Consider the following 23,729-nt stretch of genomic DNA (forward strand, 5'->3'; position numbering starts at 1 on the left):
GGCAGGCTTCAGCCCGCGAAGCCCTCGTCGTCGCGGACCGACAGCGCGGCGTTCCCGAGCGCAGCGGAGGTGTCGGCGTCCCGCATCCACAGCGGAACCACCGACACGTCGATACCTCCGGCCGCCACACCCGGTGCGAGCGCCACGTCCTCTTCGGCCATCAACCAGGCATCCAGCAGGCCGCCGCGATCACGTGCGCCGTAGTGTCCCGCGATCGCGGCCGCCGACGTCTCGACCCCGATGGTGGGCAGACACACATCCGCCATGCCTCGCACCACGGCGCCGCCGATCACCGGCGATACACCCACCACGGGGGCCGGAGCGAGCGCAAGCGCCTCGCGGATGCCGGGCACGGCGAGGATCGGCCCGAGGGAGACCACCGGGTTGGATGGCGCGATGAGAACATCCGTGGCCTCGGCGAGCGCCTCGAGCACACCGGGCGCCGGATGAGCCTGCTCGATTCCCGGGTTCACGAACCGCTCCGGGGCACGGGCGGCGCGGTGACGCGTCCACCACTCCTGGAAGTGCATGCGGGATCCGTCGCGAAGGTGGACGATGGTGTCCACCTCGGCATCGGTCATCGGGAGGATTCGCGCACCGAGGTCCCACCGTCCGTTGAGACGGGCCACCACCTCGGACACTGTGGCGCCGTCGCGGAGCCATCCGGTTCGGGCGAGGTGGGTGCCGAGATCGAGGTCGCCGAGAGTGAACCACGGCCATCCGCCGCCCCACGCCTGCAGCTCCGCGTTGACGCGTTCCGTGTCCCCGGCCCGGCCCCACCCGCGCTCGGTGTCGTTCACACCGGCCAGCGCATACAGCAGCGAATCGATGTCGGGTTGCAGCCGCACGCCGCTCAGCCACAGATCGTCGCCGGTGTTGGCGATGACCGTGATCTGGTGCGCCTCACCACGGCGGCGAAGCGCTTCTCGCACCCCGAGGGTGAATCGTGATCCGCCGACGCCGCCGGCCAGGATCACGACCCGCCTCATCGGGCGAACTCGTCCGCGGCGTGCGGCAGCGGGAACTTGGAGACCGCGGCGATGAGCGCATCGACGGTCTGCTGGTCGGCGATGATGTCCACGTTGAGTCCGATACCACGCGCGTCCTTGGCGGTACGAGGACCAATCGCCGCGATGATCGTCTCCTCCGGAATCACCGCGAACTGCTCGCGCACCTGGGCCGCGACCGAACCCGACGTGACGAGGATCGCGTTGATGCGCCCGTTGGCGACGTCGCGGGCGATGCGCTCCGTCACCGGCACGCCCACCGTGCGATATGCCACCACCTGATGCACGTGGTGCCCGGCACCCAGCAGCGCTTCAGTGAGGACCGGCTTCGCCTGCTCACTTCGCAGCGTGAGGAACTTCTTCGGCTCCGTCTCCAGCGCGATCAGATCAGCCGCCATGCCCGCCGAGGAGTTGTCCTCCGCCGGCACGAGGTCCACCGTATAGCCCGCCGCCTGGAGCGCCGCAGCCGTGGTCTCGCCGACGGCCGCGATCCGCGTCTTCGCGGGAACGACGGTGCGCTGGGCGTAGAGGACGTCGACCGTTGTGGCGCTGGTGACGGTGAGCCAGTCGAACTCGCCGTCCTGCAGCCGGCGCAGCGCGTCATCGAGGGCTGCGGCATCCGTCGTCGCAGCGAAGTTGATGAGAGGGGCGACCACGGGGATGGCTCCCTGGTCGCGGAGGCTCGCGGCGACGCCGTCGCCCCAGGGACCACCGCGGGGAACGAGAACGCGCCAGCCGGTCAGCGGCTTCTCGTGATGTTCGTTGGCTGTAGTCATGACAACTCTCTCAGGGGCGTGGATCGCCGGGAGGATGACGATCTCAGGGAGAGTGGCGGACCCGGGCGAAAGATGCGCATGGGCGCACGCCACCGGCAGTGTCCGCACCATTGCAACTGCCTGTTTCCCTTGAATATACCCCCGATCCGGCGTTTCGTTTCCCCCCTGCCCGGTTCCGCTCGTGGTTCCGGGTCGCATTCGCTCGTGATCCGGGGTTTCCATGATGCATTCAGACGCATGAGAGACAATGGAACGATGACCGATCGGCATCCGCTCATCCAGGGGTTGCTCGGCTTCGGTCCGCACTCCGGTGCGCACCGCGTGGCCCTGCGCGCCGGGCTCTCCATCGCGGTGCCACTGCTCGTTCTGTTCAGCATCGACCACGTGGAGTGGTCGATCTATGCGGCCTTCGGTGCGTTCACTTCGCTGTATGGCCGTTCGTCGGACTACGCCGGCCGCCTGCGCATGCAGTCCGTGGCCGGAGGCGTGCTGGTCGCCTCCGTCATCGGAGGGGTGCTCGTGGGGCTGTCACCGGCGCGATCATGGCTGGTGATCCCTCTGGCCGCCCTCCTCGCCGCAGGTTCTGCCGCGCTCAGTGATCGTCAGCGCTGGCATCCCCCGGGGGCGCTGTTCCCGATCTTCGCCTTCACTGCCTGTGCATCGATCCCCGCGACACCCGCCCTGGTCGTTCCCGCCACCGTGGTGAGCGTCTCCGTCGCGGCGTTCTCGATCCTGCTGGGCGCAACGGGGGCCCTGCGGCGCGGGCGCTCGCTCACCGGGGCTCGGCCCGAGGCGCATCCGATCGAGCTGCGCCACGTGATCCGTGCCGCAGCGGGAGTGCTGATCGCGGGAACCATCGCCACGTCGATCGGCATCGGCCACCCCTACTGGGCGATGGTATCGGCGGTGGTGCCGCTGGCGTCACGTGAGTTCGTGCCGCAGCTCGTGCGCGGCGTGCAGCGGATCGTGGGAACCGTGATCGGCCTGGCCCTCGCGGCGCTCCTGCTGTGGTGGAGCCCTCCCACACTGGTGGCGCTGGTCATCGTCATCGTGCTGCAGTTCGCCGTGGAGCTCCTCGTGGGGCGCAACTACGTCCTGGCACTGCTGTTCATCACACCGCTGGCCCTGCTCATGGTGCACCTGGCTTCACCCGCTCCGACAGCCGGGCTCATCCTGGATCGCGGGATCGAGACGATCATCGGCGTGGTGGTGGGCGTCGGGATCGGCTATCTGACCCGTCCGGGCACCTTCCGCCGGCGCTGAGCGACCGCGAAACTCAGCCGCGAGGGTCGGTGACCGAACGCACCACAGACCAGACGATGCCGCCGACCGCGACCGCCACTCCGACAGCGACCAGGGCCGCCTTGAGAGGCTCACGACGGGCGAACAGCTGAGCCTTCACGGTGGCCTTCTGCGCCTGCTTGGGCACGTTGACCTTCTCTTCGATGGCGCTCAGCGCAGCCTTGAGCTCGGCGCGTGCGGCCTCGACGGGGTCGTTGATCCCCAGCGGAACGGCGGTGCGCGGAACAGCGGCGGAACGATCAGAGCTCATCAGCGATATCCTTCACGATCTTCACATCGGTCTGTGCGGCCTGCACCGGATTCTCGTCGGCAGCGATCTTCTTCATGCGGAAGACTCCGAGCACGGCGAGCACGGCGGCGATCAGCAGCATGATCACGAAGACGATGAGCGCCGACAGCCAGACCGGCATCCACGACGCCAGGCCCGCGATGAAGAACGTGCCCAGCGCCGGAATGGACCAGAACAGGAAGAAGAGGGCGGCCAGGAACCACGCCACACCGATGCCGGCGTGCTTGGCCGTGCGCGTGACCCACGCCTTGGCGGCGTTGAACTCGGCGATGACCAGATTGCGAACAAGCTCCGGGACCTCCCCGAGCAGGGTGAGCAGGCCGTCGTCCGCGCGATCGCGGAATCCGCGTGGAGTCGTCATGTCAGCCCTTCTTCGTGCGGGGCTTCTTGAGCTTCTCCGCGACCTCATCGGCGGCCTCGACCACCTCGTCGATCGACTCGGCGGCGGCGCGCTTCACCGTGGGTGCCTCAGCGCGCGCCGTGGCGGTGGCTCGATCCAGCTTCTGCCCGGTGGTGCCGGAGCCGGCGGCCGCCTGGGCCACCTTGACGCCGGTGTTCCAGAGCGTGCGCGGCAGCGCGAGCGCCGCGGACTTCGCCAGATCTTCGACCTTGGCGACCTGGGTCTGCACCTGCGGCAGGTTCCAGACCTTGCCCGCGGCTTCCTTGATCTGCTCGTACCGCTCTCGCCCGGCGCGTGTTCCGAGTACGTATCCGATGCCGATGCCGACGACCAGTCCGATCTTGCCCTTCATGGGTCCTCCCCCGCAGCGTCTGCTGGTGTGCGAGACCAGCGTAACCCTATATTCCGATTCCGGCATCCACTGCTCTGTCAGCCAGCGCAGCGCAGCGGACCGGCGGGGATTGCACGGTGGGAGATGGAGAACGCACCGCCGATCGACTCCCCCGGGTGTGCTTTTCCATCCGCCATCGAACACGGACTGGCCGAGCGGAGCTCAGGAGAACAGCGCGCCTCGCCGAAGCCGCTCCGCCGTACTCTGTGCGTCCGCGACCACGAGGTCCAGTCCGGCACCGGCGAGCCAGGCCCCGGTGGCACCCAGGCCCGCGGGCCAGAGATTCGGATCGTGCAGACGTGCGGCTGCGGCGGCGAACCCGCGCTGTTCGCGATGCGGGGCGGCATCGAAATCGGCCATCACCGCGTCGCGGACCGAGACTCCCAGCACGCCTTCCAGCTGCGCGGTGGCCTCCGCCGGGGTGTGGACCCCGGCGAGGCGGGCACGCACGACCCGGGCACCCGCATCAGCACCGACGTCCCACTGCGCGGTGAGGTCGTCGATGCTGACGATGTCCGAGTCAGCCGGCTGGGGGTACACCCCTGCTCCCCACGCGGGTGCCCCATCGACGATCGCGGTGAGGGTGGTCAGCCGCGACCGGGGGGTGAACTCCGCGGGAAGCTCGACGATTCCGTGCAACAGCGGTCGCGCCGCATGCTCATCGGCCGCCAGGACGACCACAGCGGCGGTCAACTCCTCCGGCGCGGCGGCGTCGCCCTCGGGATCCTCGGAGTGGTCGGTGGTGCGGCAGCCGGTCACACGGTAGGTGTCACCGGTGCGAACGATCGACTCGGCAGCCGTCGCGAGCAGGACTCGCCCGCCGAGTTCGGCGATGCGGCGCTCCAGCGCGGCGACGAGCGTCTCCATCCCGTTCGCGAGCGTGAGCCGGGGCCGGGCGGACGCGTCGCCGAGGATCTCCGCGACCGCGCCGGAGAGCGATCCCTGACGGGTGAGCGCGGGGTTAAGCTCAGGGGCAGCGATGGAGACGTCGACCTCGTCGGGTGCGAGGCCCAGCGATCCACGGGTGACCGGGGCGACCAGGCGCTGCTCGATCTTCGCGCCCATGCGCTTGCGCACCAGCACGCCCAGGCGGTTCTCGTGCCCGATCGTCAGCGGTGGGCGCAACCGGTCCAGGTAGCCGCGCCAGGCGCCACCCCAGCCGATGATGCGCACCGCGTCCGTGAGGAACGGGTTGGCCGGAATGCCCAGCACGCCGTCGGGAAGCGGCACCAGCCCGCGTGCGCTCGTCGTCGAGCGGACACCGGTGCGCTGCGCGACGCGCCCGCCGTCCAGCCCGAGTTCGGCCAGCCCGAGAGCGTCGATGAGCCGGTCGACCGCCCCGTCCGCGGCGAAGGACACGGCTCCAGCGTCCGCGCGCACCCCTCCAACGTCCACGGTGCGAACGGATCCGCCCAGACGCTCAGAAGCTTCGAGGAGCGTCACGGGCATGCCGACCTTGGCGCACTCATACGCGGCGACCAGCCCGCCGATCCCACCCCCGATCACCACGACGGGTGTGTGCTGGGCGGCTGCTACGAGATCGGAGACGTCGGACACTCCACCATCCTCCCATCCGCCTTCCCGTGCCGGAGCGCCGATGGAAGACTGGGCGTATGGCACTGCACATCACGGACGACACCGCGGCGGACGAACTGCTCACCGAGAACCCGCTCGCACTGCTCATCGGCATGCTGCTGGATCAGCAGGTCGCCATGGAGACGGCGTTCTCCGGCCCGCTGAAGATCCAGCAGCGCGTGGGGACGATGGATGCGGCGACGATCGCCGGGTACGATCCCGAGGCTTTCACGGAAGCGTTCAAACAGACGCCCGCCGTGCATCGTTATCCGGGGTCGATGGCCGGACGGGTCCAGGCCCTGTGCGAAGTCATCGCGACGGAGTGGGACGACGACGCGTCGCAGATCTGGACGAAGGACTCCCCCGACGGTGCGACCGTGCTCAAGCGGCTCAAGGCGCTGCCCGGATTCGGCGACCAGAAGGCGCGCATCTTCCTGGCGCTGCTGGGCAAGCAGTACGGATTCACCGGCGCGGGGTGGCGTGAGGCCGCGGGCGCATACGGCGACGAGGGGTCGTTCCGCTCCGTTGCCGACATCACCTCTCCCGAATCCCTGGTGAAGGTGCGCGAGTTCAAGAAGTCCGTGAAGGCTGCGGCCAAGGCGCCCCGGTGAGGCCCACCGGCGGGGATGTGGCCGGGTTCATCGCGGCGGTCACGCCTGACAGGCGACGCCGCGACGCGGAGACGCTCGTTGCCATGCTCGGAGAGGTGACCGGCCACGAGCCGGCGCTCTGGGGAACCATCGTGGGCTTCGGCGCCTGCCACTACCGCTATCCCACCGGCACCGAAGGCGATATGCCTCTGGCTGCGTTCGCTCCGCGAAAAGCCGCCAGCACGATCTACCTCCTGGAGGGTGCAGACCCGCACGCGGACGACCTGGGCGAACTCGGTCCGCATACGTTCACGAAGGGCTGCCTGTACCTGAAGGATCTCGCCGCCGTCGACCTCGCCGTGCTCCGTCGCATTCTGGAGCGGTCCCACGCCATCGCTCTCTCGGACGGGATCCCTGGAATGACCCTCGAGGTCCGCTGACCCGATTGCCCGGCCAGCGGAGGCGTCCTACCCTCAAGACATGAAGGACATCCTGGGGTGGTTCACAGTGGCGCTGCCGCTGCTGGTGCTCGTCTCCCTCGTGGTGGGGTTCTTCTTCAACCGCGGACGACGCGGATCGACCTCGGGCGCGACCATCGGCATGTTCGACGAGGTGTGGGCGCCATCCGCCGCCCAGGCGCGCGCCATCTGGGACGCCGAGCAGGAGCTTCCGATCGAGGTACCCAGCCCGGATGGCGGCAACCCCACAGAGGATGCCCTCACGCGGGGTCGCATCACCATCACACCGCGTTCATAGCGCGTGATTGGCTCCAAAACCCGAGGTTTGGAGCCAATCGCGCGCTATGAAACGAAGGTTAGAGGAGGCCGTCGGACAGCGTCGTGGGGTTGCCGAAGCGGTGGTTCGTGATGGACACCGCCTGCTCGTGCAGGAACGGCAGCATCTCCACACGCCCGGCGCTAGTGACGGGGTGCGACCACACGGCGACGTCGATGGAGCCCTGCAGCGCGGCGGCGACGTCGGCCGCCGATCCGCCCACGAGACGGATGCGCCCGGTGGATGAGCCCTTCTTCGCGAGCGTCTTCAGCCAGGCGGCGTCCTTGTCGACGGAGACCTGGACGCCGGCAGCAGCGAGCGCCGCGGCGACCTTCTTCGACGGAGCGGTGGCGAACGACGCCGTGACGTCAGATCCGGCGCGCACGCCCGCGAGCACAGCACGCACACCCTGGATCTCCGGGGCGTCCCCGGCCACGCGGACCGTCACCGGCGTCGGCAGATAGCGGAACACGTTGCGCTCCACTCCGAGGGCGGACACATCGCGTGCCACGCCGAACTCGTCCTGCCAGGCCCGCTCGTCGGTGGCGACAGCGGCACGGAGCCACGCGTCATCCGCAGCGGAGACGACCGTCTCGATGGCCGCGGTGAGGGTCACCGGACGCGACTCGGGAGCAGCGTCTCGCCAGTCGACCAGGCCGTGCAGGTAGTTCGGCCCGCCGGCCTTCCCGCCCGCACCCACAGCGGAGCGCTTCCAGCCGCCGAACGGCTGGCGCCGGACGATCGCGCCGGTGATACCGCGGTTGACGTACAGGTTTCCCGCCTGGACCTTACCGAGCCAGGTGGCCACCTCGTCGCGGTCGAGCGAGTGCAGGCCGGCGGTGAGGCCGTAGTCCACCGCGTTCTGCATCGCGATGGCCTCCTCGAGGTTCGCCGCCTCCATGATGCCGAGGATCGGGCCGAAGTACTCGGTCAGGTGGTACTCGGAGCCGTTCTTCACACCGGTGCGAACGCCGGGCGACCACAGCTTGCCGGTGTCGTCGAGCTGCTTCGGCTCGATGAGCCACTTCTCGCCCTTGCCGAGCGTAGTCAGACCCGAGAGCAACTTGCCCTTGGCCTCCTCCACGATGGGGCCCATGACCGTCGTGGGGTCGGTGGGGTAGCCGACGCGGAGCGAGCGCACGGAATCGACCAGCTGACGGCGGAACCGCTCGGAGGTGGCGACGGAGCCCACCAGGATCACGAGCGATGCGGCCGAGCACTTCTGGCCCGCGTGACCGAAGGCGCTCTTGACCACATCGGCGGCGGCCAGATCGAGATCGGCGGAGGGCGTGACGATGATCGAGTTCTTTCCGCTGGTCTCCGCGAGCAGCGGCAGGTCCGGGCGGAAGGAGCGGAACAGCTCCGCGGTCTCGGACGAGCCGGTGAGGATCACGCGATCCACCCGCTCGTCGGCGACGAGCTGTGAGCCCAGTTCCCCCGAGGCGAGCTCGACCAGACGGAGCACATCGCGCGGCACACCGCCCTGCCAGAGCGCATCGACCATCACAGCACCGGTGCGCTTGGTGAGTCGTGCCGGCTTGATGATGACAGCCGAGCCCGCTGCGAGAGCGGCGAGCACTCCACCGGCGGGAATGGCGGTGGGGAAGTTCCACGGCGGCACGACGACCGTGAGACGCGACGGCACCGCGGTGGCGCCGTCGATGTGGTCGAGGCCGCGCGCAAGCTCGGCGTAGTAGTGGGCGAAGTCGATGGCCTCACTGACTTCCACATCCGCTTCGGCGATGGTCTTGCCCGCCTCCGAGGCCATGACCTCAATCAGCCGGCCGCGGTTGGCAGCCAGCGAGCGGCCGGCGCCGTGCAGGATCTCGGCCCGCTCGTCACCGGACAGCGCGCCCCAGCCGGCCCCGGCGTCGTGGGCGCCGGCGATGACGCTCTCCAGCGCCGCGGCCGTGGGCACGTGCGCGTCGGCGATGATCGCCACGCCCTCCTCGCTCGTCTTGGCACGCTCGAGGATCGCGCGGCCCCAGGCGCGGTTCGCCGCGATGGCGGGATCGGTGTCGGGCTCGTTGCGGAAGCCGCTGGACGGGGCATCCGGCGTTTCGTCCTGACGGTTCTGCACGCGGTTGGGCGAGGGGACCTCGTCGCGGGTCCGCAGGAACTCCGCCAGCGACGCTTCGTAGCGCGCCTGCTCACGGGCGAACAGCGATGCATCGGAGTCGAGCTCGAACACCGCGGACATGAAGTTGTCCTGCGAGGCGTTCTCCTCCAGGCGACGGATCAGGTACGCGATCGCCACGTCGAACTCGCTCGGGTTGACGACCGGCGTGTAGAGGAGGAGCTGGCCGACGTCGCCGCGCACGGCCTCTGCCTGACCGGTGGCCATGCCGAGCAGCATCTCGAACTCGACACCGGCCTGCACGCCCCGCGCCTTCGAGAGCAGCCAGGCGTGTGCAACGTCGAACAGGTTGTGCCCCGCAACTCCGAGGCGGAGGTTGGCGATGCGTTCCGGGGTCATGGCCCAGTCGAGCACGCGCTTGTAGTTGGTGTCGGCGTCCTGCTTGCTGGCGACGGTGGCGACGGGCCAGCCGTGCACCGCAGCGTCCACGTGCTCCATCGCCAGGTTCGCGCCCTTCACGACGCGCACCTTGATGGGGGCGCCGCCGGCGGCGACGCGCTGCGCCGACCACTCCTGCAGGTGCTGCATGGCACCGAGCGCATCGGGCAGATAGGTCTGCAGGACGATGCCCGCCTCGAGGTCCTTCAGCTGCGGCTGGTCGAGCAGCTTCGTGAAGACCGCGATGGTGAGGTCGAGGTCACGGTACTCCTCCATGTCGAGGTTGATGAACTTCGCCTTGCCGGCCTTCTCCGCCGCCGCAGCCGTCTCGTAGAGCGGGGTGAGCTTCTCGACCACCTTGGTGACGGCCTCGTCGAACGACCACATCGACAGCTGGCTGACCACGGCGGAGACCTTGATGGACACGTAGTCCACGTCATCGCGCGCGAGGAACTCGTGCGTGCCCTTCAGCCGGTGCGCTGCCTCGTTCTCGCCGAGCACCGCCTCGCCGAGGAGATTCAGGTTCAGGCGGTTGCCCCCCTGGCGCAGCTTCGCGATCGCAGGACCCAGCTTCGCCGGCGTCGCGTCCAGAACGAGGTGGCCGACCATGCCGCGCAGCACGCGCCGCGCGGTGGGGATGACGATGCCCGGGACGATCGGGGCGAACGCCGCGCCGAGGCCGATCGCTCCGCGCAGGTACGCGGGCAGGAACGACGGCGTGAGGCTGCGCAGCTCCTTCAGCTTCGCGGCGGCGACGTCCAGATCCTCCGGGCGCATGACGCCGTCGACGAATCCCACGGTGAAGTCCAGCCCGTGCTCATCCTTGAGCACGCCGGCCAGACGCTCCGCGGCGGGGTCGACGGGGTGCTTGGCTGCCTCGTCGAGCCAGCGGCGAACGGTCGCGACCACATCGGATGTGCGGACCTCGTCGGTGGTGGTGATGCTCTCGGACACGGTGCCTCCTGGGCGGATGTCAGGGGTGGGGATGATCTCAGTGTGGTGCCACAGGGTATGTTCGGTACAGCGAATGATTTCGATGAATACCGTTCGCCTTTCCCGATGATTCCAAGGAGTCACATGCTCGATCCGAGACGGCTGCGCCTGCTGGTGGAGCTGAGCCGCAGAGGCACCCTCGCTGCCGTAGCCGAGGCGCTCAGCTACAGCCCGTCGTCGGTGTCCGAGCAGCTCAAGGTCCTGGAGAGCGAGGCCGGAGTCCCCCTCCTGGAGCAGTCGGGCAGGCGCGTGCGGCTGACACCGCAGGCATGGGTGCTGGTGGAGCATGCGGAGGCGATCCTGGACCGGCTCGCCGAGGCGCAGGACGACCTCACCCGCCCGGTGTCCGGAGTGGGCGGAACCGTGCGCATCGCCGTGTTCCAGTCGGCGGCGCACGCCGTGCTGCCCACCGCACTCACGTGGCTGGCGGAGGCCCATCCGGACCTGCGTGTGGAGGTGAGCGAGCGAGCCCCGGAGGAGGGGCTGTTCGAGGTGGCGGCTCGCGGCTTCGACCTCGCGATCGCCGAGGAGTATCCCGGGTACCTGCGCCCGCGTCTGCCCGACCTCGATCACGTCGCGTTCGCGCACGACACCATCCGCGCAGCGCTCGGGCCGGACGATCCCGCCCGCACCCTCGCCGAGCTGGCGGACCGTCCCTGGGTGCTGGAGCCGGCCGACACGGCATCGCGCCAGTGGGCACTGCAAGTGTGCCGAGCCGCGGGGTTCGAGCCCGACGTGCGTTTCGAGACCGCCGATCTGATGGCGCACATCCGGCTCATCCGATCGGGGCATGCGGTGGGTCTGCTCCCGGATCTGGTGTGGGCGGGTGAGCAACCGTCCGTCCAGCTTCGCGATCTTCCCGGTGCACCCGAACGCGTCGTCTTCTCCGCCGCCCGCCGTGCCGCCGCGCAGCGTCCGGCCGTCCGCGCCGTGCGCGAGGCGCTCGCCGCCGCCATCTGAGCCGGCGCTGATGATGCGGCGAGTCCAGGACCATGCACCCAGACAATGACCCATCCGCGAGAAGTCTCATGAATCCGGCACATGCTCCTGAACTCACGGCACGAGAACACTGGAGCCGCCTAGCACCGGGCGCTACCCGGGTTGCGGACTCTTGCATCACAAGGTAGCTTGCGATGCATGACACCTGACATCGGAGCGCAGCTGCGCAAGGGCGTGGTCGAGCACTGCATCCTCGGCCTCCTCGCGCGCGAGCCGATGTACGGCTGGCAACTCGCGGAGGAATTGACAGGTCCCGGGCTGATCGCCGGCATCGGCACGCTCTACCCCGTGCTCTCGCGCCTGCGCGAGCGCGGCGTGGTGGCCACCTACGAGCAGGCGTCCGACGCCGGCCCTGTTCGCAAGTACTACCGACTCACCGACGCCGGGCGGCAGGAGCTCGACGCCTTCCGTGCACAGTGGGGTCCCTTCACCCGTGCGGTGGGGAACATGATCGATGGGAGCACACGATGACCGAAGCACAGCTGACGCCACCGGCGCGCGACTACCTGCGAGAGCTGGATCAGGCCCTCGCCGGTGTGGATCCTGCCACGGCGGCGGAACTCCGCGACGGCATCGCGGAGTCGCTGCAGGGTCTGGATGATGCCGCCGCACGTGCGCACATCACCGAGCTCGGCGACCCCGCGTTCGTCGCCGCGTCCGCGCGCGGCGCGCTCGCCGACGTGGCGGCCGTGGGTCCAGCTCCCCTCCCCCGCACGGGCACCTCCTCCCTCGCCTATCTCCTGTCCGCCCTCGCGGTGTTTGCCCTGGCCGGGTTCGTGATCCCGGTGATCGGGTGGATCGGCGGGGTCGTGATGCTGTGGGTCTCGCCGATCTGGCGCCGCAGCGAGAAGTGGGCTGCCACGCTGATCCCCCTCGCCGTATGCACCATCGTGCTCGGGTTCGGCCTGTCCGCCGCCGTCGGCGCCGCGACCGGCATCCCTCATCGCTATGCGACCTATACCGAAGAACCAAACCCGCTTTTCCCGGCCGCCTACGACATTTTCTGGAGCGCGGTCGTCTCAGCTTGGATCGTGCTGCCGCTCGCCGCGTCGGGAATGGCGATCTGGTTGCTCGTCCGGGGACTCATGCGCATCGGAAGGCTCGAGCCCGCATCGACCGGCTTCGCAACGGCATCCGCCCTCGTGCTCGCCCTCGGCGGTTTCGTGCTCCCGGTGATCGGGTGGTTCGCCGGGGTCGCGATGGTCTGCGCGTCGGGGGTGTGGCGACGGTGGCAGAAGGTGCTTGCCGTCATCGTCCCGATCTCAGCGGCCACAGCCGCGATCGTCGCGAGCGCTGTCGTCGCGACGCAGGCGCCGGGGATCGTCGATGATCCCACCGGCAGCTTCCAGGTCCCGAACCCGATGCTCGACCAGCCTCTGCTGCTGCAGTGGAACGTTCCTCTGGCGCTGTGGCCGGTCCTGCCCGCTGCGGCGGCACTGGTCGCCGCCTGGCTGCTCATCGAGATCCAGCGCGGCCGCCGTGCACCGCAGGCCCCGGTTCGAGCATGATGGGTGATCATGACAGCTGAGAAGCCGGTGCCCTCGGGCCGACTCTACGGACGCGACAGCCTCGCGACGCCGTCGATGGTCATCGCCATCGGTCTCGCGATCGCCGTCGGCAGCTATCTCGTGCCGGTCCTCGGCTGGGTGGCGGGTGTCATCATGATGTGGCTGTCGCCGGTGTGGACCCGGACGCAGAAGCTCATCGTCACGCTGGCCCCCGTCGCCGCCGCGGTGATCGCCGGGCTCATTCCCGTGCTCAGCGGACAGAACCTGATGGCCTGGCATGCGCTGCTCGTGTTCGCCATCGTGTCGCCACTGCCCATCGGCCTCTGGCTGCTCGTGGTCGGGCTGCGCCGACTTCGGGGGAACTGAGCTCAGGGCCGCACGAACGTCGCCGCCGGCATGGTGTCGTGCCAGCCGAGAGCGGAGTACAGGGCCCGGCCGTCGGGCGACGCCAGCAGCACGCCGTGACGCGCGCCGCGCTCGTGAACCCAGGCCTGAAGTGCTTCGACGATGAGCCGGCCCCGTCCCTGGCGCCGGTGGTCGGGGTGGGTCTCGATGCGATCCAGCACCGCCACTTCCCCGGCGAGCGCGACCTGGCCGCGTGCGGTGACGACGCCGTCGTGCATCATCGCCGCGTGGGCGACATCGTCGATGACCTCAATCGCGACGTCGGGGTGCAGGGTGCCCGCGCGCAGCGGTGCGTCCATCAGGGTCTCCACCCGTGACTGCACCTCCCAGCCCTCGATGGCCCCCTCGTGCGCCCCGAGGACCGTGAGCCAGATACGGGGACCGGTGACCAGTGTGCGCGTCCGCTCGATCTGTGCCGGCGACGGTTCGATCAGCACGTACTCCTCGTCGCGCGTCGTCGCATGCACCGCGACGTGCCACGCGTCTCCCTCGCGGCGGACTGCGGCGCCCCGCGACGTGGCCCACCCCCGAACCCATGCCTGCGCCAGCTCCTGCGTCATGCGCCGATCCTCCCACGGCCCTCGGACACCCCTCGGCATGATGAAAAGGGCTCCGCAGCTCGCCGTTCGCGAGCGTCTTCGATCTCTCGTCCGCCCGCACCACCGTCAGCGGGACCGAAACGCTACCGTGAGAGGCATGAAGCAGGCCTTCCGCACGTTCGGGCGCGTCGTGGCGGCGCACTGGCCCGCCCTGATGGCCTGGTACCTCAGCGGCGAGGTCGTGCACCGTCTGCTGCTGCAACTGGCAGGCACGGTCGGCGGGTACACGACCCTCGGCGGACTGCTGATCCTCCCGCTCGCCGTCGCGGCGCGCATGGTGTCGTACGTCGCGATGTACCTCGCCGTGCGGCCCTCCCTGCCGCACGCGGCATCGGATGGCCTCAGCCGGCGCGACTTCGCCCACGCCGTGCTCGTCTCGATCCTGCCGTTCTTCGCTTTCTACGAGGCCTGGGGCATGCTCGACGCCGACAGGGACGCTTTCCTCCGCATCGCCAACGCCATCGCGTTCGCCGAGTCCGGCTACGGCACGGAGGCGCTCGGCGATCGTGGAGGGATGATCGCGGCCGGCCCGCTTGCGGTCACCGTGCTCGTGATCGCCCTCGTTCTTCGCATCGTGCTCGCCCGTCATGAAGCCCGGCTCGGGACCGGGCTGCGTCTGGTCGCCGTGTACGCCGAGGTGCTGTGGACCTTCATGCTGTTCACCCTGGTGGCCCAGTGGTGGGGTGGCGTGCGCGAATGGCTGTCGCATCGCACCGGTGCTGATTGGCTACGCGGCATCGGGGACTGGTTCGCCGCGCACCTGCCACCGATCGCCGGCCTCTGGGAGGGCGCCAGCTGGGCACTGGGCATCGTGATCGCGGCGATCGTCGTGCCCGCCGCCTGGCTCATCGTCGTCGGCGTGATCTACGGCACATCGTTCGAGACCGAGACGAAGCTCGGCCGTTGGAGCGGGCGGACGATGCGCGGCACCGTGCGATCCATCGCACGGCCCGTCATCATGCGCCTGGAGAGTCTGTGGGCTGCGGCAGCCGTCATCTGGCGGGGCGGACCCGCGCTCTTCGGGGCGACCGCGCTCGCGTACGCGCTGTGGATCCTGCTGGATCGTGTGGGAGGACGAGCCGTGCTGGAGCTGATCGGCGGACAGGACGAGACGTTCTGGGAGGCGTATCTGCCCCTCATCCTGGTGGGTGTCGCTGCCATCGCCGAGCCACTGCGGGTGGCGCTGCTGGCAACCTGCTACGACGTGGTGATCGCCCGCCCCTCGGCCGGCCTCGACTCGGGATCAGGGTTCGATGAGGAACCGCGCGGCCCGGTGGTCCTCGCCGGCGATGTCGAGGTAGAACGGCCCGTCGGCATCGGCAGGGAGGGCGAACACGGAGACGATGTCGTACGGGGCTGACTCCGAAATGCAGTACGGCTCCCCGTCCTCAGAGGGAATGTCGATCAGATCGTCGGCATCGAGCCACGTGCGCTCTCCGTGCTGCTCGGACAGGGTGACGGTGCCGCAGATGGCGGCGTCCGGCCCCCCGGAGGACCGCATCCGGATGCTCAGCGATCGCGAGCCCGCGGGTGCCGGGAACTCATTCCAGCGGACCTCGCCCAGGACGAGTTCCTGGCCCGCGACCGCAGCCGCTCCGTCGGACGCGGTGACGATCGTCTCGTCACCGGCCTCGGCGACCGGCAGCACGTCCAGCCAGAGGTAGACGCCGGCGGTGGCGAGCGCGCTGCACAGCAGGGCGATCAGCGCGACGCGTTGGGTGCGCACCCAGCTCATGGCACCTCCGGTGTGGTCGGCTCGACGATGTCGATGACGCCCTCCCGCGGTGCTCGGCCGAGGTCGAGAGGCACCACGATCACGTCGTCCAGATGCGGGGTGCTGTACGGCAGCGACAACCTCAGCTCCGCCGTCTCCGCGGCAAGGTCCGCGGGCAGCTCGAAGGCCACCATCCCCCGGGTCTCCAGCCCGACACGCAGATCGGCGCCGACCAGCGAGGTCGATGGCCGCTCGCTCGCGATGAAGTCCCGGCCGTCGACGATCAGCTTGATCAGGCGCATGGTGGCGTCGACCTCCGTCCGCGTCGCGGCAGCCGACAGGTCCACCACCAGCCAGTTCCCCTCGGCCGTCCAGTCGTCATCCTCGGAGACTGTGATCCGATCGGCGAAGCGCACATCCTCGACCCGGACGGTGAGGTTCCGCGAGCCGATGGTCTCGTGCACCGCCCCGTGGACGAGGAAGGCATCGACCTGCGCATCGGGGTCGGGGGTGACCACGGTGACGACGCCGGCCGCGATGACGAGCGCCGCGCCGGTGATCCAGACGAGGGCCGTTCTCATCCGCCGAGCCCCAGATCGATGCGGGCGACGTGCTCGCCCCGTCTCCAGGTCACCACGTCCGAGGAGAGGATGATCTTCCCGGTGCGCACCTTCGCGTCGTACACGTCGAGAGCGATGTCTTCCGCGTCGAGAGCCGCGGTAGGAATCCGCCAGGCGAGCGTGATGTCGGCCGGGACATCGGGTTGCAGCAACGGCGAACGCACCGACGTCTCGTCGTGCCAGATTCGTGCGCTCTCGAGATCGTCGACCCCGGACAGCGCCAGCAGTGCCTGGGTCGCGTTCACCAGCCGGGAGGTGATGCGATCCGCCGTCGTACCGACCCCGACCGCCCGATCCGTGAGGTTCTCGAGCCGCACCGTCACCAGCAGGAGCGTCTCACCGGGGTCGGCCTCGACGTGCTGGTCTTCGACGGCGTCGGCCAGTTCGACGTCGCGCACGGACACCGTATAGGTCGACAGGCGCACCTCGTCGCCCACCGTCAGACGCTCCGGCTCGTGCACGGCCGTGGTGAAGGCGCCGGTCGCGGCGAGCACGGCGCCCACGACGAGCAGGATGCCCGCCGCGACCCACGCCGGAGCCGCGCGACGGGCGGCATCGAGCGCTCGTCGTCCAGCTCCGCGTGCGTCGATCACGCACTCACCCTATTCCGAGGGCTCAAGCCCGAGCGAGCAGAGATGGAAAACGCTCCGCAGACCATCGTCCGCGGAGCGTTTTTCATCTCCCATCGATCAGGCACCGAGAATCGTCGCGGTATCGGTCAGCGACACCTGCGGCGGGTACAGCGACATGACCGCGAGCGCGGCGGTGCCGTTCTCGGCCGTGGACGCGGCGCACGCGTCGACGGCGATCGTGACCCAGGCTCCGGCGTCGGCGGCCGCGAGCGCCGTGGATACGACGCAGCAGTCCGTCGACACCCCCGCCAGCACCAGCCGGGGTGCCGCACCGGTGATCGCCTCCAGCTCGGGCCCGTACTTGCCGAACGTCGGCAGATCCAGCGTCGGTAGCGCGGTCAGCCCCTCCGCTTCGGGCACCAGCGCGAACAGCGGGTCCGAGGCGGGCTGGTCGGCGAACGGCCACGCCTGGAAGTAGGCACCCCAGGAGGACGCGCGATCGGCCGTGGGCAGCCAGCGGGTGACGATGGTCCGCTCGGGACCGAAGGCGTCGGCCAGCTCCCGGATCCGGGGCATCGCCGCCGCGAAGAACGGCGAGCCCCAGTCCGAGTCCGGCGACGCGAAGATCGCCTGCGGATCGATGACGACGAGCCAGGCGTCGTCGGGGGTGCTCATGCGAGCTCCTGTCGGCGCACGGCGCCCTTCGAGAGGACGAGGGTGGCGATGAAGCCGATCACCAGCGCGAACAGCACGCCGAGGTTCGCGTAGCCCCAGTCATCCAGCCAGCCGAACATCGTCAGGAAGTAGCCCTGCCAGGTGAAGAGGGAACTCACCACGAAGCCCCAGCCGACGGCGATGGCCACGACGAAGATGACGATCGCCGTCCAGTTCACCGAACCGTATCGGCCGCGGCCGTCGAACAGCGCCTCGGTGTCGTAGTCCTTGCGTCGCAGCAGGATGTCGGCGATGAGGATGCCCGCCCACGCCGCCAGCGGAACGCCGAGCGTGGTGAGGAAGGTCTGGAACGGGCCGATGAAGTCCTGTGCGAAGAAGACCACCGCGATGGTTCCGACCGTGAGGATCACCCCGTCGATCGCTGCGGCGGTCGGGCGCGGGATCTTGATGCCGAGGCTCAGCAGCGTGAGGCCGGACGAGTAGATGCCCAGGACCGCGCCGGAGACCTGCGTGAGGATCGCGACGATGAGGAACGGGAACAACAGCCAGACGGGCAGGATCGAGGCGAGCGCGCCGATGGGGTCGCTGTTGATGGCGTCGGCCAGACCCACCTCTTCACCAGCGATGGTGACCGTCTTGTTCGAGGCGACGAGCAGCAGGCCGAAGACGACGAGGATGATGGGCGCGACGGATCCGCCGAACGTGTTCCAGGCGACGATCTTGCTGCCGGGCGTCTCGCGCTTCTGATAGCGCGTCCAGTCGGCCGCGATGTTGATCCAGCCGAGCCCGAAGCCGGTCATCGTGAACACGAGCGCACCGATCATCTGCGCGAGGTTGCCGTCCGGGTGGCTGAACGCCGTTCCCCAGTCGATGTACCCGAACGTGAGCACGAGGAAGATCACCGTCATGATGCCGGTGATCCAGGTGAGGACCGACTGCAGCTTCATGATCGTGTGATACCCGAGCACCGCAGCACCGATGATGAGCGCGGCGACGACCACGGTGGCGACGATGTTGACCACCACGCCGCCCGTGCCATCGGTGGACCAGCCCAGCTGGCGAAAGACGGTGCCGGTGGCGAGAACCGCCGTGATGGCGAGGACCGTCTCCCAGCCAATCGACGTGATCCAGGAGATGATCCCCGGGAGCTTCTGCCCCTGCACGCCGAAAGCGGCGCGTGAGAGCACCATCGTGGGCACCGACCCACGCTTTCCTGCGATCGCGATCACGCCGCACAGGAAGAACGAGAACACGATTCCGACGATGGCGACGAGCGTCGCCTGCCAGAACGAGATGCCGAATCCGAGGATCCAGGCCCCGTAGCCCATGCCCAGCACGGACACGTTCGCGGCGAACCAGGGCCAGAACAGATCGCGGGGCTTCGCGGTGCGTTCCGCCTCTGGAACCAGGTCGATTCCGTTGCGTTCGATCAGGGTCGACTGCACTGCTTCTGTTGACACGACCTGCCTCCGAGGCTCGCCGAATAAAGGGGTGGTGTCACACATCCTGGCAGAATCCCCGGCCCCGATTGCGCATTTTCCGGGGTCGTGACCCAATCGCGTCATAATGGCGCGATCGGGCCACGCTCAAGCGGGCGGGGCCTCCCGTCGCTCCCGCAGTTCCCGGCGCGTGCGGGGCGGCGTCTCGGACGCGATCGTCGCCGAGACCTCCAGTTCCGCGTCGGCACCCCCGGCGGCGGCCGCCGCATCGTCTGCGGCCTCCTGGAGAGCGGACCGCTGGCGAAGCGGCGGCGGCCGGAAGAACAGCGACAGGATGAACGCGAGCGCCATCGCGGCGAGCCCCACCCAGTACACCGTGACCGCAGACCTCGTGAACCCGACGAGGAACGGCTTCGCCAGCACCGGATCGGCGCCCATCAGGAACGACGTGTCGCTCGTGGCGTCGCTGGACGCTCCCTGCGTGCCGTCGCCCGATTCGAGGCGGTCGATGATGGTGGGCACCGCCTTCTCCACCACGGCGGCTCGCTGATCCGCGTCGGCCCAGTCGACGCCGGGTGCGCTCGCACGGATCGGGTCGACGATCGGCGTCCAGATCTGCTCCATCACGCCGGCGTTGTTCGCCGCACCCGCCACCGCGGGATCGAGCGCCGCGTCGAGGCCGGCGGTGAGATCTGCCTTGTCGCCCATCGCCGTCGTGATGTTCGGTCCCATGGCGGTGAACAGCACGGACAGCAGCACGGCGGTGCCCAGGGTCCCGCCGATCTGCCGGAAGAACTGGGACGCGCTCGTGGCGACGCCCATGTCGCGTGCCTCCACCGCGCTCTGGGTCGCCAGGGTGAGCGACTGCATGAGCTGGCCGAATCCGAGACCGGTGACGAACATCCCGATGCACAGGTACCAGAACGGGGTGTCCCAGTGCAGGAAGGTGTAGATCACGTAGCCGAGTGCGACGATCAATGTCCCGGTCACGGGGAATATGCCGTACCTGCCGGTCTTCGCGATGATCTGGCCGGTGGCCACGGAGGAGATCATCAGACCGAGGACCATCGGCAGCATGGCGAGACCGGATTCGGTGGGCGTGAGCCCCGTGACGATCTGCAGATAGAGCGGGAGGGTGAGCATCGCGCCAAACATGCCGAAGCCGACGAGGAAGCCCAGCACGGTGGACATCGTGAACGCGCCGGAGCGGAACAGACGCAGCGGAATGATCGCGTCCGAGCCCATCGCACGCTCGATCAGCAGGAACGCGACGAGTCCCGCGGCGCCGATCCCGTAGCAAGCCAGCGCGGCGACCGATCCCCAGCCCCACTCGCGCCCCTGTTCGGCCACCAGCAGCAGCGGGACCAGCGTGATGATCACGGCCGCCGCACCCCACCAGTCGATGCGGGGCTTGGCGTGGTCGTGGAGCTTCGGCAGATGCAGGAACGTCCACACCATCACGAGGGCGATGATGCCGATCGGGACGTTGATGAGGAACACCCACCGCCAGCCGGTCACCCAGAGGATCTCCGAGGCACCCGCGAAGACGCCGCCCACCAATGGGCCGATCACCGAGGACACCGCGAAGACGGCCAGGAAGTAGCCCTGGTACTTGGCGCGCTCACGCGGGGCGAGGATATCCCCCATGATGGCCAGCGGCAGCGACATCAGCGCACCCGCACCGAGGCCCTGGAAGGCGCGGAACCCCGCGAGCATGATCATCGACGTCGAGAAGCTGGACAGCAGGGAGCCAACGATGAAGACGACGATGCCGAACAAGTACAGCGGGCGGCGTCCGAAGATGTCGGAGAGCTTGCCGTAGATGGGAACCGTGATGGTCGAGGTGATCAGGTACGCCGTGGTCACCCACGCCTGCTGATCGAGTCCGTGCAGGTCGTCGCCGATGGTGCGGATCGCCGTGCCGACGATCGTCTGATCCAGCGAACTGAGGAACATCCCCGCCATCAGCCCGTAGATCACCAGCAGGATCTGCCGATGATTCATCACGGGCGTCCCGGACCCGTTCCCCGTGTCGACCGCTGTCGCCGTCGTGCTCATACTTCTCCCCCGGGCCGCTTGTCGATGCGAAACCCAAAGGAGAATGGTGCTCCTCCCGGGCCGTGCAGCACAAGTTGACGGGGTCAACCACATGGCGAACCCATAGCTTTCCCCCGGGATGGCCCCTTCGCTGCCTGTTCTTTCGCCGCCCTTTGTTTCGCCGCTCTCTTCTTCGCCGCCCCACGCCTCGGCTGGTCTCAACAACTGCGCCGGCACCGTCCCCCGGCGACGGAATCTGAGCGGCGACGGCGGCGAGCGGCGACGACGGGACCCCAGGCCGAACCGGAGGCTGGGTTCAGGACGTGAAGAAAATGCCCGCGACGCGGGAGAGGGCGTGCAGGTCGGCGACACCGGCCAGCTCCCGTGCGGAGTGCATCGACAGGATCGGGATGCCGACGTCCACCGTGCGGATGCCGAGGCGGCCCGCGGTGATCGGACCGATGGTCGAGCCGCACGGGACGTCGTTGTTGGAGACAAACTCCTGCGACGTCACTCCCGCGGCCTCGCACCAGCCGGCCCAGGCGGCGGCGCCGACGGCGTCGGTGGCGTAGCGCTGGTTCGCGTTGATCTTGAGGATGGGGCCGGAGCCCAGCAGCGGCTGGACCACCGGGTCATGGCGGCCCGCGAAGTTGGGGTGCACAGAGTGGCCCACGTCGCTGGAGAGGCACCACGACGATGCCATGGCGCGGTGGGCGTCCTGCGCATCGGCACCGAGGCCGTCCCGCACCCGCGCGATCACATCGGCGAGGATGGGTCCCGCCGCACCGGAGCGGGTCTCGGAGCCGATCTCCTCGTGGTCGAAGGCTGCGAGCATCGCGATGTGCTCGCCGTCGAACCCGTCCGCGGCCTCGATGAGGGCCACCACGGCGGCGTGGACCGAGGCGAGATCGTCCAGGCGCCCGCTGGCGAAGAAGGCGTCGTCCTTGCCGAACACGACGCCGCGCGCGCTGTCCGCGGTGATCAGATCGAAACCGCGGATGTCTGCCGCCTCGACACCGGCGGATGCCGCCATCACCGCGAGGATGTCCTCCTGGGCGGGGTCGCCGAGACCCCAGACCGGCTGGGTGCTGGTCTGCTTGTCGAGGGAGAGTCCGTCGTTCTGCTGACGATCCAGGTGAATGGCCAGCTGAGGCAGGCGCAGCAGCGGCCCGGAGTCCGCCAGCACGACGGAGCCGTCGGCCATCGCCAGACGTCCGGCCAGACGCAGCTCCCGATCCAGCCAGGAGTTCAGCAGCGGACCGCCGTACACCTCCACGCCGATCTGCAGCCAGCCACGCGACCCCGTGGTGGGCTTCGGCTTGAGCTTGAGGCCCGGGGAGTCGTTGTGCGCACCCAGGACGTGCACGGCCGTGGTCGTCGTGGCCCCCGTGGGAACGATCCACGCGATCAGCGCCCCATCGCGCACGATGAAGAAGCGGCCACCGGGCTGCGCCGGCCAGGCATCGCCCTCCTCGAGGTGCGTGAAGCCCGCGCTCTGCAGGCGTCCGGCCAGTTCCGCGGCGGCGTGGAAGCTCGACGGTGAGGCTGCGACGAAGTCGGCGAGGTCCTCGGCGTGACGGATGGCGGCGGGCGTGACGGTCATGCCTCCAGCCTATGCCGCGGCCCCGGCACCCCCGGGTGCTCGAGCGTCAGTGCATCGTCATGCCGCCCGTGACGTTGATACCCTGACCGGTCATGTAACCGGCCAGGTCGCTGGCGAGGAACAGGGCGACGCCGGCAACGTCCTTCACCGTTCCGGTGCGCCCGAGGGGTACCTGAGAGCGGTCTTCCGCGGCGATCTCCTCGGCCGTCATGCCGCGCAGCGCGCCACCCTCGATGCGCTCGCGATGCTTCATCGGCGTCTCGATGATGCCCGGGCAGATGGCGTTCACGGTGATGCCGCGCGGCGCCAGCTCCACCGCCATGGACTTGGTGACCCCGAGCACCGCGTGCTTGGACGCGACGTACGCGGTCATGCCGCGGTAGCCGTTCTTGCCCGCCTGCGAGGAGATGAACACCACGCGGCCCGGCAGCCCGCGCTGCACCAGGATGCGCGCCACGGCCTGGGCCACGAGGAAGGAGCCCTTCGCGTTCACGTCGAGGTTGCGGTCCCAGTCGGCCTCCGCCGTGTCCACGGCGAAGTCCATGGTGGAGGTCCCCGCTGCCGTGACGACGGTGTCGATGACCCCGACGGTCTCGGTTGCCTCTGTCACCACGCGCGCCACAGCGTCGGCATCCGAAACGTCCAGCCGCACGCGCCATTCGCGATCCCGCGCCGTCGCGGCCAGGCCCTCGGGGAAGGACAGGTCCGCGCTGATCACCCGGGCACCCTGTTCGAGGAACGCCTCGACGATCCCGGCACCGATGCCCGACCCGCCGCCGGTCACCAGCACCGTGCGCTCGCGCAGTTCTTCGAACATCGTTCCTCGCTCTCGTGTGGGGATGTTTCCGAGGCTAGGCGGCACGGGCCGCAGCACCGCATCCGGTGACGCATCGTGACGCCTCTTGCGCGAGTATGACACTTTCCGTCATACTCACTCGGACGGAAG

25 protein-coding genes are annotated in these 23,729 nt (G+C 69.1%); 9 read left to right on the forward strand and 16 right to left on the reverse strand.

Going from position 1 to position 23,729, the window contains the following annotated elements; translation table 11 throughout:
- Positions 1 to 8: 8 nt before the first annotated feature.
- Both cofD and LQ566_RS06905 read right to left on the reverse strand, forming a co-directional pair.
- Positions 9 to 989 carry a 2-phospho-L-lactate transferase gene (cofD, locus tag LQ566_RS06900; protein WP_231090873.1) on the reverse strand — a complete coding sequence of 327 codons (981 nt, stop codon included), beginning with the start codon at positions 987 to 989 and terminating at the stop codon, positions 9 to 11.
- Complete coding sequence (locus tag LQ566_RS06905; RefSeq protein WP_231090874.1) at positions 986 to 1,783, reverse strand: uroporphyrinogen-III synthase; 798 nt, start codon at positions 1,781 to 1,783, stop codon at positions 986 to 988. Before LQ566_RS06905 ends, cofD begins: the two co-directional genes overlap by 4 nt.
- A gap of 255 nt (positions 1,784 to 2,038) precedes the next feature.
- Between LQ566_RS06905 and LQ566_RS06910 the strand changes: the two genes are divergently transcribed.
- Positions 2,039 to 3,046: an FUSC family protein gene (locus tag LQ566_RS06910; protein WP_231090875.1), complete on the forward strand. Its 1,008-nt coding sequence runs from the start codon at positions 2,039 to 2,041 to the stop codon at positions 3,044 to 3,046.
- Positions 3,047 to 3,059: 13 nt separating this feature from the next.
- Here the strand turns inward: LQ566_RS06910 and LQ566_RS06915 are convergent, their stop codons facing one another.
- From LQ566_RS06915 to LQ566_RS06930, 4 genes are all read right to left on the reverse strand, one after another.
- A complete protein-coding gene (locus LQ566_RS06915) occupies positions 3,060 to 3,335 on the reverse strand; it encodes a hypothetical protein (RefSeq protein WP_231090876.1) in 276 nt (91 codons plus the stop codon).
- A complete protein-coding gene (locus LQ566_RS06920) occupies positions 3,325 to 3,735 on the reverse strand; it encodes a phage holin family protein (RefSeq protein ID WP_231090877.1) in 411 nt (136 codons plus the stop codon). Before LQ566_RS06920 ends, LQ566_RS06915 begins: the two co-directional genes overlap by 11 nt.
- 1 nt (position 3,736) lies before the next feature.
- The gene (locus LQ566_RS06925) at positions 3,737 to 4,126 is read right to left on the reverse strand and encodes a hypothetical protein (RefSeq protein WP_231090878.1); all 390 of its coding nucleotides are present in this window, start codon (positions 4,124 to 4,126) and stop codon (positions 3,737 to 3,739) included.
- Positions 4,127 to 4,327: 201 nt separating this feature from the next.
- Positions 4,328 to 5,722, reverse strand: coding sequence for a protoporphyrinogen/coproporphyrinogen oxidase (locus LQ566_RS06930; RefSeq protein WP_308070607.1), 1,395 nt, complete (start codon positions 5,720 to 5,722; stop codon positions 4,328 to 4,330).
- Between the two features lie 56 nt (positions 5,723 to 5,778).
- Between LQ566_RS06930 and LQ566_RS06935 the strand changes: the two genes are divergently transcribed.
- From LQ566_RS06935 to LQ566_RS06945, 3 genes are read left to right on the forward strand one after another with little or no spacing between them, the layout of a single operon-like run.
- Positions 5,779 to 6,351, forward strand: coding sequence for an HhH-GPD-type base excision DNA repair protein (locus LQ566_RS06935; protein WP_231090879.1), 573 nt, complete (start codon positions 5,779 to 5,781; stop codon positions 6,349 to 6,351).
- Positions 6,348 to 6,770, forward strand: coding sequence for a DUF1801 domain-containing protein (locus LQ566_RS06940; protein ID WP_231090880.1), 423 nt, complete (start codon positions 6,348 to 6,350; stop codon positions 6,768 to 6,770). The genes LQ566_RS06935 and LQ566_RS06940 overlap by 4 nt, the downstream gene beginning before the upstream one ends.
- Before the next feature lie 40 nt (positions 6,771 to 6,810).
- Entirely contained in the window at positions 6,811 to 7,086 is a 276-nt protein-coding gene (locus LQ566_RS06945) for a hypothetical protein (protein WP_231090881.1), read from the forward strand.
- Positions 7,087 to 7,144: 58 nt separating this feature from the next.
- On the opposite strand, the gene LQ566_RS06950 is transcribed toward LQ566_RS06945, so the two are convergent.
- On the reverse strand, positions 7,145 to 10,573 hold the full coding sequence (locus LQ566_RS06950; RefSeq protein ID WP_231090882.1) for a bifunctional proline dehydrogenase/L-glutamate gamma-semialdehyde dehydrogenase: 3,429 nt from the start codon (positions 10,571 to 10,573) through the stop codon (positions 7,145 to 7,147).
- A gap of 123 nt (positions 10,574 to 10,696) precedes the next feature.
- On the opposite strand from LQ566_RS06950, the gene LQ566_RS06955 reads away from it, so the two are divergent.
- The 4 genes from LQ566_RS06955 to LQ566_RS06970 all read left to right on the forward strand — a co-directional run bounded on the left by LQ566_RS06955 (position 10,697) and on the right by LQ566_RS06970 (position 13,485).
- Positions 10,697 to 11,572: a LysR family transcriptional regulator gene (locus LQ566_RS06955; protein WP_231090883.1), complete on the forward strand. Its 876-nt coding sequence runs from the start codon at positions 10,697 to 10,699 to the stop codon at positions 11,570 to 11,572.
- Between the two features lie 177 nt (positions 11,573 to 11,749).
- Positions 11,750 to 12,082, forward strand: coding sequence for a PadR family transcriptional regulator (locus LQ566_RS06960; RefSeq protein WP_231090884.1), 333 nt, complete (start codon positions 11,750 to 11,752; stop codon positions 12,080 to 12,082).
- Positions 12,079 to 13,119, forward strand: coding sequence for a hypothetical protein (locus LQ566_RS06965; protein WP_231090885.1), 1,041 nt, complete (start codon positions 12,079 to 12,081; stop codon positions 13,117 to 13,119). The genes LQ566_RS06960 and LQ566_RS06965 overlap by 4 nt, the downstream gene beginning before the upstream one ends.
- Positions 13,120 to 13,128: 9 nt before the next feature.
- Positions 13,129 to 13,485, forward strand: coding sequence for a hypothetical protein (locus LQ566_RS06970; RefSeq protein ID WP_231090886.1), 357 nt, complete (start codon positions 13,129 to 13,131; stop codon positions 13,483 to 13,485).
- A gap of 2 nt (positions 13,486 to 13,487) precedes the next feature.
- On the opposite strand, the gene LQ566_RS06975 is transcribed toward LQ566_RS06970, so the two are convergent.
- Positions 13,488 to 14,084, reverse strand: a complete 597-nt coding sequence (locus LQ566_RS06975; RefSeq protein WP_231090887.1) for a GNAT family N-acetyltransferase — start codon at positions 14,082 to 14,084, stop codon at positions 13,488 to 13,490.
- Positions 14,085 to 14,220: 136 nt separating this feature from the next.
- Between LQ566_RS06975 and LQ566_RS06980 the strand changes: the two genes are divergently transcribed.
- Entirely contained in the window at positions 14,221 to 15,483 is a 1,263-nt protein-coding gene (locus LQ566_RS06980) for a hypothetical protein (protein ID WP_231090888.1), read from the forward strand.
- Here LQ566_RS06980 and LQ566_RS06985 read toward each other — a convergent pair.
- The 8 genes from LQ566_RS06985 to LQ566_RS07020 form a co-directional block, all read right to left on the reverse strand.
- A complete protein-coding gene (locus LQ566_RS06985; protein ID WP_231090889.1) occupies positions 15,367 to 15,858 on the reverse strand; it encodes a hypothetical protein in 492 nt (163 codons plus the stop codon). The two genes, LQ566_RS06980 and LQ566_RS06985, sit on opposite strands and share 117 nt — an antisense overlap.
- Complete coding sequence (locus LQ566_RS06990) at positions 15,855 to 16,418, reverse strand: hypothetical protein (protein ID WP_231090890.1); 564 nt, start codon at positions 16,416 to 16,418, stop codon at positions 15,855 to 15,857. Before LQ566_RS06990 ends, LQ566_RS06985 begins: the two co-directional genes overlap by 4 nt.
- Positions 16,415 to 17,050, reverse strand: coding sequence for a DUF4352 domain-containing protein (locus LQ566_RS06995; protein ID WP_231090891.1), 636 nt, complete (start codon positions 17,048 to 17,050; stop codon positions 16,415 to 16,417). Before LQ566_RS06995 ends, LQ566_RS06990 begins: the two co-directional genes overlap by 4 nt.
- Before the next feature lie 96 nt (positions 17,051 to 17,146).
- On the reverse strand, positions 17,147 to 17,704 hold the full coding sequence (locus tag LQ566_RS07000) for a cysteine hydrolase family protein (protein WP_231090892.1): 558 nt from the start codon (positions 17,702 to 17,704) through the stop codon (positions 17,147 to 17,149).
- A complete protein-coding gene (locus LQ566_RS07005) occupies positions 17,701 to 19,209 on the reverse strand; it encodes a purine-cytosine permease family protein (RefSeq protein ID WP_372459778.1) in 1,509 nt (502 codons plus the stop codon). The genes LQ566_RS07000 and LQ566_RS07005 overlap by 4 nt, the downstream gene beginning before the upstream one ends.
- An 81-nt stretch (positions 19,210 to 19,290) precedes the next feature.
- Positions 19,291 to 21,147, reverse strand: a complete 1,857-nt coding sequence (locus tag LQ566_RS07010) for an MDR family MFS transporter (protein WP_231090894.1) — start codon at positions 21,145 to 21,147, stop codon at positions 19,291 to 19,293.
- A gap of 349 nt (positions 21,148 to 21,496) precedes the next feature.
- The gene (locus LQ566_RS07015; protein ID WP_231090895.1) at positions 21,497 to 22,783 is read right to left on the reverse strand and encodes a M18 family aminopeptidase; all 1,287 of its coding nucleotides are present in this window, start codon (positions 22,781 to 22,783) and stop codon (positions 21,497 to 21,499) included.
- 46 nt (positions 22,784 to 22,829) lie between these two features.
- Positions 22,830 to 23,600: an SDR family NAD(P)-dependent oxidoreductase gene (locus LQ566_RS07020; protein ID WP_231090896.1), complete on the reverse strand. Its 771-nt coding sequence runs from the start codon at positions 23,598 to 23,600 to the stop codon at positions 22,830 to 22,832.
- Between the last annotated feature and the right edge of the window lie 129 nt (positions 23,601 to 23,729).

It is taken from the genome of Microbacterium nymphoidis, assembly GCF_021044885.1.
In the GTDB taxonomy this organism is placed as follows: Bacteria; Actinomycetota; Actinomycetes; order Actinomycetales; family Microbacteriaceae; genus Microbacterium; species Microbacterium nymphoidis.